Consider the following 9084-nt stretch of genomic DNA (forward strand, 5'->3'; position numbering starts at 1 on the left):
GGCAGACCTCCCTCAAGACCGGCGCGCGATATCGACGAGGCGATGGCGCTCGATCAGCTTCGACAGGATCGCCGCACCCTCGTCTGTGACAGGCACGAAAAAGCGCAGCTTCCAATTGATCATCTCGGAGAACAGGCCGATCGACCGCAGCCAGTCGCGCATGCCATCGGTGAAGCCTGTCAGTTCGACGCGATATTCGTTCATCACGCGCACGCGGCGGATCGTCATGTCGCCGGTAAGGCCGATGATCGAGGATCCGTCGACCAGCGATGCCCAGGCCTGGTCGGCGCTCAGCACTTGCGTCTGATCGATCCCGAAGTTGCGGCAAAGGCCGGCGAGCCGATCCGGAGCGATGACACGGCCGACGATCCGTTCACCGTCATCGGACTGCAGCCGCCGCACGCGGCAAAAGTCCTGGGGCAGCAATTTCCAGATCGGCAGCAACAACCCGCTGACGATATGCATCGTCGACGTCGTGAATTCCGGCACCGAAGCGACCTCGGTATCCCACGCGATGGCGAACGCTTGTTCGTCAGCCTCCTCCCAATTGGTCTCTTCGAGCTGCCGGACTTCGAAGCGCAGCTCGTCCATCGGCCGGATCAGCGACACGCGCGGCTGAATGGAGCCGTCGTCCAGCATGATGGAGCGCGCCGGGACCATCACCGCCGGCCGGCCCGACTTGCCATTGATCATGAGCTTCGCGCGTGGATCCTGCTCTACGAGGCGCTGAACCTCCTCCAACTGCATCGGCGCATTTCGATCACGGCGTTCGATCGTCAGCAAGTGCGACTGCGCGCCGGTGACCGGATGCGTGTAGATCAGCCGGCGCTCAGTGACCGTCATGCTGTCGGCGGTGATCGTCTCCAGGCCCTTGTCATAGATGCCGGCGGCAATCGCTCCCTCGATGCGAGCGGCCAGCAGTTGCTCGAAGGCTTCGAAGAGCACGTTCTGCATGGCTATCGTCAGTGCCAGCATGCGATTGAGGAATGTCTGGATCGGCGGAAGCTCATCCTTCAATCCGCCCTCGTCGGATGTCAGCGCCAGGCCGGTGATGCTCTCGAACTTCTCAAGCGAGCAGCCACCGATCCTGCCGGCATGCAGCAGTCCGTAGAATTGCCGCAGCGCGTCGCGAGCATATTGCGATTCGAGATTGTCCTCGGACCGGAACATGCCCTGCCCGCCGGTCTGGCGCTGACCGCGTGTGATGGCGCCGAGCGTGTCGAGACGCCGGGCGATGGTCGAGAGGAAGCGCCGTTCTGCCTTGACATTGGTGGCGATCATCCGGAAGCGCGGCGGCTGCTTCTGGTTGGTGCGATGACTGCGCCCGAGGCCCTGGATCGCCACGTCGGCGCGCCATCCGGCTTCCAGAAGGTTATGAAGACGCAGACGCTGATTTTTGGCGGCAAGATCCGCATGGTAAGATCTGCCCGTTCCGCCGGCATCGCTGAAGACCAGAATGCCTTTCTCGTCGTCCATGAAGGCGCGCGCTTCATCGAGATTGGCGCTGCCCGGCCGGGTCTGCACGGCATAGCGGGCGATCGCGCTGTTTTCCTCGCGGCGAACGATGCGGCGTGACCGGCCGGTGATTTCGGCCACCTTCTCGGTTCCGAAGTGCTGGACGATCTGGTCGAGCGCCGTCGGGATCGCCGGCAGGCTGCCCAGCGTTTCGACCAGATCGTCGCGGCGCCGTTCGGCCTCCCGGCAGATGACAGGGTTGCCGTTCGCGTCATGAACGGGTCGGGAGCTGAGATTGCCCTCGGCGTCGGAAAATTCCTCGAAGAGCTGCACCGGGAAGGAGTGCATCAGGTAGTCGATAACATATTCCCGCGGCGTCACGTCGACCTGCAGATCGCCCCATTCCTCGGTCGGGATCTGGGCCAGCCGGCGTTCGGTGAGTGCCGCCCCCGTCGAGACAAGCTGGACGATAGCGGCATGCCCCTCCTCCAGATCGGCGGCCATCGCCGCGAGAAGGGTCGGCGTCTTCATCGATGTCAGCAAGTGATTGAAGAAACGCTGCTTCGAGCTTTCGAAGGCTGAGCGCGCGGCGGCCTTGGCGTTTTTGTTCAGCGTGCCCGATTTCCCGGTGATGCCCGAGGCCTCCATCGCGGCATCGAGGTGATTGTGGATGACCTGGAACGCTTCCGCATAGGAGTCGTAGATGCGGACCTGCTCATCGGTCAGCTCGTGTTCGAGGATTTCGTATTCGACGCCCTCAAAGGAGAGCGAGCGCGATGCGTAGAGGCCCATGGCCTTGAGGTCGCGGGCCAGTACTTCCATCGCAGCAACACCGCCGTCTTCGATCGCGGCAATGAACTCGAAACGGGTCGGAAAGGGAAAGTCGCTGCTGCCCCAGAGACCGAGGCGCTCGGCATAGGCGAGCGACTCCACTTCCGAGGCGCCGGTCGCCGAGACATATACGACACGAGCGTCCGGAAGGGCGCGCTGCAGACGCAGCCCTGCCCTGCCCTGCTGCGATGCCGCCTTGTCGCCGCGCTCGGTTTTGCCGCCGGCGGCGTTGGCCATGGCATGGCCTTCATCGAAAATGATAACGCCATCGAAGTCGGCGCCGAGCCAGTCGACTATCTGCTGCACGCGTGAGCGTCGGCCCTCACGCTCATCGGTGCGAAGCGTCGCAAAGGTGGTGAAGAGGATGCCCTCCTCAAGCTTGATCGGCTTCCCCTGCCGGAAACGCGACAGGGGTGTTACCAGCAGCTTCTCTTGACCCAACGCGCTCCAGTCCCGCTGAGCGTCCTCGATCAATTTGTCGGACTTCGAGATCCAGACATGGCGACGGCGACCCTTCAGCCAGTTGTCGAGAATGATGCCGGCAGCCTGGCGGCCCTTGCCGGCGCCTGTTCCGTCGCCGAGGAACCACCCGCGTCGAAAACGAACAGCGTTTTCCGCGTCGGATGCAACCGCCTTGAGATTGTCAAAGGAGGTATCGACGCTCCAGTGCCCGGCAAGATAGCCGGAATGAGCTTCGCCGGCATAGATGACGCTCTCGAGTTGGGCGTCGGAAAGATCGCCGCTCACGACGATGCGCTTCGGCAGGTGCGGGCGATAACTCGGCTTCGGCGGTGCCACCGAGGCCATTGCGACGGATTCGGCCAGTCTGTCGGGATGCGGCTTCGCGTCGGGAATGTGGACCGACTGCAGCCGGTAGGATTCGTAGATGTCGTCAGCAGCGCTCGCCTCATCCTTCGGCTGAGCGTCGCGCAGCTCGTAGGAGAGTTCGATGATCTCGTCGTCGACAGGCGCAGCGCGATGCCGCGGCGCGGCAACTGCTGCTGGACGCATCGTGTCCGCGCGCAGGATGCCGTTGGAGGGCGCTCCAATGGAGTCTGGCGCCCTCGCCAGGGTGCGAGGTGGTAGGTCGGCGATCCAGGTGAGAAGCGTCTCCAGATCGGACGCGTTGCCCCTCGACATTGCGAGCTTCGACGGATCGTCCGCCGGAATCTTGTCGATCACGGTGAGGCGCGTTTCCATCGTCGTTCCATGACGCGCATAGATGCCGCCGTCTACCGCTGCGCTGAGCAGCACCGTGCCCTGCCCCTGCAGCCGAACAAAGCCGTCACGCCATGCCGAATTGTCGGCAGAAAGGCTTGCACCGGTGATCGCGACGAGCCGGCCACCGGGAGCGAGACGAGCAAAGGCGGAGGTCAGATGCCGCCAGGCGGCGTCGGCGACACGACCTTCGACGTGGACGCCAGCCGAGAAGGGCGGGTTCATCAAAACGACGCTCGGTCGGATGGAACGCTCGAGGTAATCGTCGATATGCGCGGCGTCGTGCTGCGATACTGGAACGCCGGAGAAGAGCTGCTGCAACAACGAGTGCCGAGCAGCTGCATATTCGTTGAGCGCCAGGCGGGCTCCTGCCAGTTCCGCAAAGATTGCTATGAGGCCGGTTCCAGCCGACGGTTCGAGGACGACGTCAGCGGCCGTGATGCCCGCAGCACGAGATGCGACGTAGGCGAGCGGGATCGGTGTCGAGAACTGCTGCAACGCGTGGCTCTCCTCGGATCTGCGTGTATGGGTCGGCACCAGGTTCGCTACTTTCGTCAGCATCGCGAGTGTCAATCGGCGCGAATGGGTGCCGGAAACGATCGCTGGCCCGAACTTGCGCAGAAACAGGACCTGAGCGGCTTCGGTCACGTCATAGGCGTCTTTCCAGAGCCAGAGGCCTTCGGCGTCGGTGCCGCCGAAAAACTCCGTCATGATTTGCCGCAGGTCACCTGGGGTGACGGCTTTACCTCGGTCCAGTAGAGACGTGATCCGACCGGCAGCATCTATAAGTGCTTCAGCATGGCTTTTGATCTCAAGATGCAGAGACGTTGAAACTGTTTGAGGCTGCGAAATGATATTCATCGAAGGATGCTCCATGCGTGAGGAAGAACAGCGTGGCCCAGCGTCCTGCCGAAGGTGCGGAGGTGTGATATCGGGGCGGCCACGGAAGGGTCGGGGATCGGCAGCTTGAACTGCCGCCTATTGGCGCCTAGCTCGACGGGTTTACGATGAAGCCAGCGGGATCCTCTGGATCCGGCGGCAGGTAGGCGTCGTAAGGATTGCCGCCGGCGAGATGGCCGAATGGCGTGAAGACATATTCGCCGCCAGTGCGGCCGACGGCGCACAGCACGAACCGCGGCTCGCGTGTAGACGCATCGAGGCATTCGATAAGAGCGAGATTGCCATCGGACGCGGCGCGCAGCAGCGTGTCGAAGTTTGTGCGGGCATGATTGGGAATAGCCATTGGGTGCTCCAGACAAAAAGATGCCCGGCGCTTGACCGGGCTCCGGGATGACGATGGGGTTGAAGATGCGGCCGGGTCTGAGCCAGACGCGCATCAGAACGTCAGGTAGCGCTCTCGAGCAGCTTCTTCGCTTTGCCTTCGAGCTCGAGACGCGTGTCTTGATTGGTCTTGGTGCGAGCCAGCGCGGTGATGCCCTGCACGAAATCGAAGATGCTCTCCGGCGGCCTCCCCTCCTCCGACAGCACCATCTCGATGACCTTGCCGGTCTCGCCCTTCGAGAAGCCGCGCCGACGCAGGAAGGTTTCGCGGTCGTCGTCCTTGCGCGCGACGAGCCGCTCGCGCGCCGCCTTGATGCCGGCGATGAACGGGGCGGGCGAGGAATTGGCAAAGCTGGTCAGCGCGGGTGCTGCTTCATGCGCGAAGCGTTGGGCGGCAAACTTCGAATGGCGAATGGTGATCTCCTCGAAATTCTCGGTGCCCCAGAGGTTCCTGTTGGCGCAAACTGCCCGCAGATAGAAAGAGGCGATGCCGAGCGTCTTGGATCCAACTTCCGAGTTCCAGGCATAGAAGCCGCGGAAGTAGAGATCCGTCTCGCCGTTCGGAAGTCGTCCGGCTTCGATCGGATGGGTATCGTCGACAAGAAACAGGAAGACGTCGCGGTCGCTGGCATAAAGGGTCGTCGTATCCTTCGTGATGTCGACGAACGGGTTGTGGGTCATCGTTGCCCAATCCAACACGCCCGGCACTTTCCACATCGTGTCGCCGGTCCCGTTGCCGGCGATCTTCATCACCGCCGAGACCAGTTCGTGATCCCAGATGCGGCCGTATTCCGGTCCCGTCACCGCGCGCAGTTCCAGCCGCCCATCGTCCATCTCAAGCGTCTTGACGAGCTCGGCACGATGATTGAGCAGGCCATGCTGTAGATTGATTGCCGCAAGCGGCGCCGGCAGTTGCCGCATATAGGTGGCGGGTGCGCCAACCAGGCTGCAGAGCTGGCCGTAGCTCCAGTGGGTCGGTGCGATCGCTCGGCGCTGACCCGGTACGACAAGCTCAAGCCGCTCCGCATTGTCGCGGGTTGCTTCGACCCGGATCGCAGCACTTTCGATGGTGCGGGCATGGGCACGCTCGGCGCGGGACCGAACCGTATCGTGGAGCTCGGTCAGTGACAGGAACCGTTCGTCGTCGGGGCGCGAAAACCATTCCGACGACACGCGGCCGATCCGCTCGCCGCGAGAGATATCGACTTTGAAGCCCGAGGAAGCGGGCTGGTGAATGGAAGCAAGTGAGGTCATTGCATTGTCTCCATGAAACAGAAGCCCGGCGCGATGGCCGGGCGAGGTTGGGCAAAGTCTGGGGAATAAGTTGGATCAATCGGACGTCAGCCGGCGTTGCGCCGACCGGATCGCCAAAAGCGCCGCCTGGAATTCGGCGCTTCCGACCACATCGGAAACGTCCATCGTGGTGGCAATGGAGACGCACGCGGCATGAACCTCGTCGTCGGTCACTGCCGCGGGAGACACTGCTTTGAAGCTCGGATCTATTTCGAGCACGGCGGTGATTGCGTCATGCACGCGATCCTCCCGCAGACGGACCAGGACGTGGGAAGGTTTTGGTAAGTTGACCGGCTCTTCGGGATCCGGGTCTCCGGCGAGAATGGCTTCACCTCGGGCGATGGCCCAGGCAGATCGTGCGAGCCAATCGGGCGACGGTAGGCGGGCCGCGCGAATGTCATCGAACATCATCTTCAACAGTCCGAGCAGGATCTCGAAATGACGCGCCCGGCGCTGGACAGGTTCCTCGAATTGCTGGGGGATCTGGAGCGGCGGACCCGCATAGGCCGCATGTGCACCGGTCCAAATGCCGGTGACATGAACTGGACCTGAGGACTCGAAGTCCTTCTCGGCGATATCCCAGCTGTCGTCGTCGATGGCGGCACGGCACGCCGCCTCCAGGGTGTCAGCCGCGTAGGTGCGATGCCGGAAGACCGGCAGGTGGTAGGTGGTCTCGATGGTGAAGTCAGGCATAGATGCCTCCTGAAACGGAAAAACCCGGCGCAATGGCCGGGCTGTTTGCAAGAAGACCCGACCGCAACAGCGATCGGGTCAGGCTGATGGGACGCTTTTGACGCTATTCGGCGGCTGCGAGATGCTCGCCGTCGATCCCACTTTCCGTATCGCCGGCGTCATCGCTCGATGCTTCCGGCTCGTCGAGTAGGAAGGCCGGCAGGTCGGGTCGTTCGGGCGCATTCTCGCCCTCATCGGAACCGATGGAGGCACCATCGGCTAGAGCGCTGCTTTCGCTGATGCCATCCACGACCGTCATGCGAAGCGGTTCCGGTAACCAGCCGCAGCCTGTGATCAGCCGCTCGGCCTCACGAGCCATGTCGGTCTTCTTGAGATGGCCGATGAGTTCCGCTGCCTGGTCACCCTTGGCTTCTCGAACCGCCTGCAGGATGCGCGCCTTGGTGACGCGGCCGAGATAATTGTCGACCGTCGGTGCCCAGCCGACTTCCACCATGTCGAAGCCGATCGAGCGGGCCAGCTGATCGGCATGAGCAATCGCCCGGGTCCGTTTGTTCCAGGGTTCGATCACCGCGTTGACCGACAGCGAGGCGCAATGGGCAAACAACGCCTGTCGGCTGACCACGTCGAGCGTGATGAGAAAATCCCAGAGATCGTTCGGATCCTTGGGAAGATCCTGGCCCCAGGCTTCGTGCCGCTGCTCGATCTCCTTCGCCCAAACCGTATCGCCGAGGCCGGGTGTCTGGGCGAAGCGAGCGCTCTGCAGCGTCACCTCCAGGCATGAGTCCGATCCGTAGACGTAGAAGGTCTTCAGGACGAAGGCATGCAGGACTGCGATGAAGGCGATGACGAGATCGTTTGCGAGTGCATTCCGCAAAGCTACCGTGCGCGTCGCCGTCAGATCGAGAACCAGGCGATCAGGAAGCGGTTTGATCGTTTCGTCCTCGTCGTCCGGTTGGGCCTCCTCGCCGCCGACGGAGCCGGTTGCCGCCAGGTCACCGCCATGATCGGCACCATCGCCGGCTTCAGCCGAGGGATCGTTCTCATCCTTCGGTTCGTCCTCGGGCCGCACGAAGCCTCGCTCGATCTTGAGCTCGCCACCGACGCCGAGCGAGACGAAGAGACCGCCGCGGGCGACCTCCTCCGGATCGAACAAATAGGGGCGGTCGTTCAGGCGGTCGAGCTCGCTGCCGAGTTCCTCCAGCTTTTGTTCGGTCGCTTCCGAATACTGATCTGCCTCCGAATATTCTGCGTCGAGCTTATCGTATTCGGCACGCGTGGCATCATAGCGCGCCACTTCGTCTTCCGTCATTTCCGCCTGCTCGCCGTAGAAGCGGCGCAGGCCGGATGTGTGACCGTAGGGAAAGTCGAAGGCCGCCTCGACCCAATTCCAGCCTTCGCTCACGCGGATCGCCTCGGCGTCAGCCTTCAGCTTCTCCACCACGAGCTGTTCAAGCAGTGCCGGATCTTGCAGCCAGCCGCCCTGATCCTGGTCGAACAGATCACGCATGGTTACACCGCCAGCGGCCTCGTAGGCTTCGATGCCGACATAGACGGCACGGCGGTCGTTGGCGCGGATCGCGGTCTCCGTCAGCAGGCGCCGGATGTAATAGGGCTCGCGGCTATGCGAGCGCGAGATCGTATCCCAGACCTGCTCCTGGCGAACATGGTCGTTGGTGATCGAAAACGCCATGATCTGCTCCAGCGTCATCTCGTCCTCGGCATAAAGATCGAGAAGCCGCGGTGAGACGGAGGCCAGCCGCAGGCGCTGCTTGACTGTCGCAACGGAGACGAAGAAGCGCGCGGCAATCTCCTCCTCGCCAAGCCCCTGCTCGCGCAGGGTCTGGAAGGCGCGGAACTGATCGAGCGGGTGCAAGGATACACGCTGGACGTTTTCAGCGAGCGAGTCCTCGACCTCGAGGGTTTCGCCCTTGCTGACGATGCAGGGAACGCCGGCGGTTTTGGCAAGGCGCTTCTGCGCGACCAGTCGCTCAAGGGCGCGGTACCGGCGCCCGCCGGCCGGGATGCGGTAGATGCCGGTCTCGTTGCCATCGCCGTCGAGTTCGGGGCGGACGTTGAGGCTGGTCAGCAGGCCGCGATGGGCGATGTCTTCCGCCAGATCCTCGATCGAGATGCCCGCCTTAATCTTGCGGACGTTCTGCTGGCTGAGCACCAGCTTGTTGAAGGGAATATCCCGGGCTGCGCTGAGGGTGATTTTCTGGATGGCCTGAGCCATGTCGTTTCTCCGTGGCGAGCCGGCCGGAACCTCTCTCCAGCCTCCTAACCCGCCACAAATCCCCCTTCCCTCCTCTCCCT

5 protein-coding genes are annotated in these 9084 nt (G+C 62.8%); all 5 read right to left on the reverse strand.

Annotated features, from left to right (window positions below):
* Positions 1 to 12 precede the first annotated feature (12 nt).
* The 5 genes from K6M89_RS29720 to K6M89_RS29740 all read right to left on the reverse strand — a co-directional run bounded on the left by K6M89_RS29720 (position 13) and on the right by K6M89_RS29740 (position 9004).
* Positions 13 to 4365 carry a bifunctional class I SAM-dependent methyltransferase/DEAD/DEAH box helicase gene (locus K6M89_RS29720; protein ID WP_246642727.1) on the reverse strand — a complete coding sequence of 1451 codons (4353 nt, stop codon included), beginning with the start codon at positions 4363 to 4365 and terminating at the stop codon, positions 13 to 15.
* Between the two features lie 127 nt (positions 4366 to 4492).
* Positions 4493 to 4747: a DUF6117 family protein gene (locus K6M89_RS29725; protein ID WP_222141821.1), complete on the reverse strand. Its 255-nt coding sequence runs from the start codon at positions 4745 to 4747 to the stop codon at positions 4493 to 4495.
* A gap of 101 nt (positions 4748 to 4848) precedes the next feature.
* Positions 4849 to 6039, reverse strand: coding sequence for a DUF932 domain-containing protein (locus tag K6M89_RS29730; RefSeq protein ID WP_222141822.1), 1191 nt, complete (start codon positions 6037 to 6039; stop codon positions 4849 to 4851).
* A 75-nt stretch (positions 6040 to 6114) separates the two neighbouring features.
* Positions 6115 to 6771 (reverse strand): hypothetical protein, encoded by a 657-nt coding sequence (locus K6M89_RS29735; protein ID WP_064696198.1) that lies wholly within the window; start codon positions 6769 to 6771, stop codon positions 6115 to 6117.
* Between the two features lie 103 nt (positions 6772 to 6874).
* A complete protein-coding gene (locus tag K6M89_RS29740) occupies positions 6875 to 9004 on the reverse strand; it encodes a ParB N-terminal domain-containing protein (protein ID WP_222141823.1) in 2130 nt (709 codons plus the stop codon).
* Positions 9005 to 9084 lie beyond the last annotated feature (80 nt).

Origin of the sequence: Rhizobium croatiense (genome assembly GCF_019793465.1) — a bacterium.
GTDB classification, from domain to species: Bacteria; Pseudomonadota; Alphaproteobacteria; order Rhizobiales; family Rhizobiaceae; genus Rhizobium; species Rhizobium croatiense.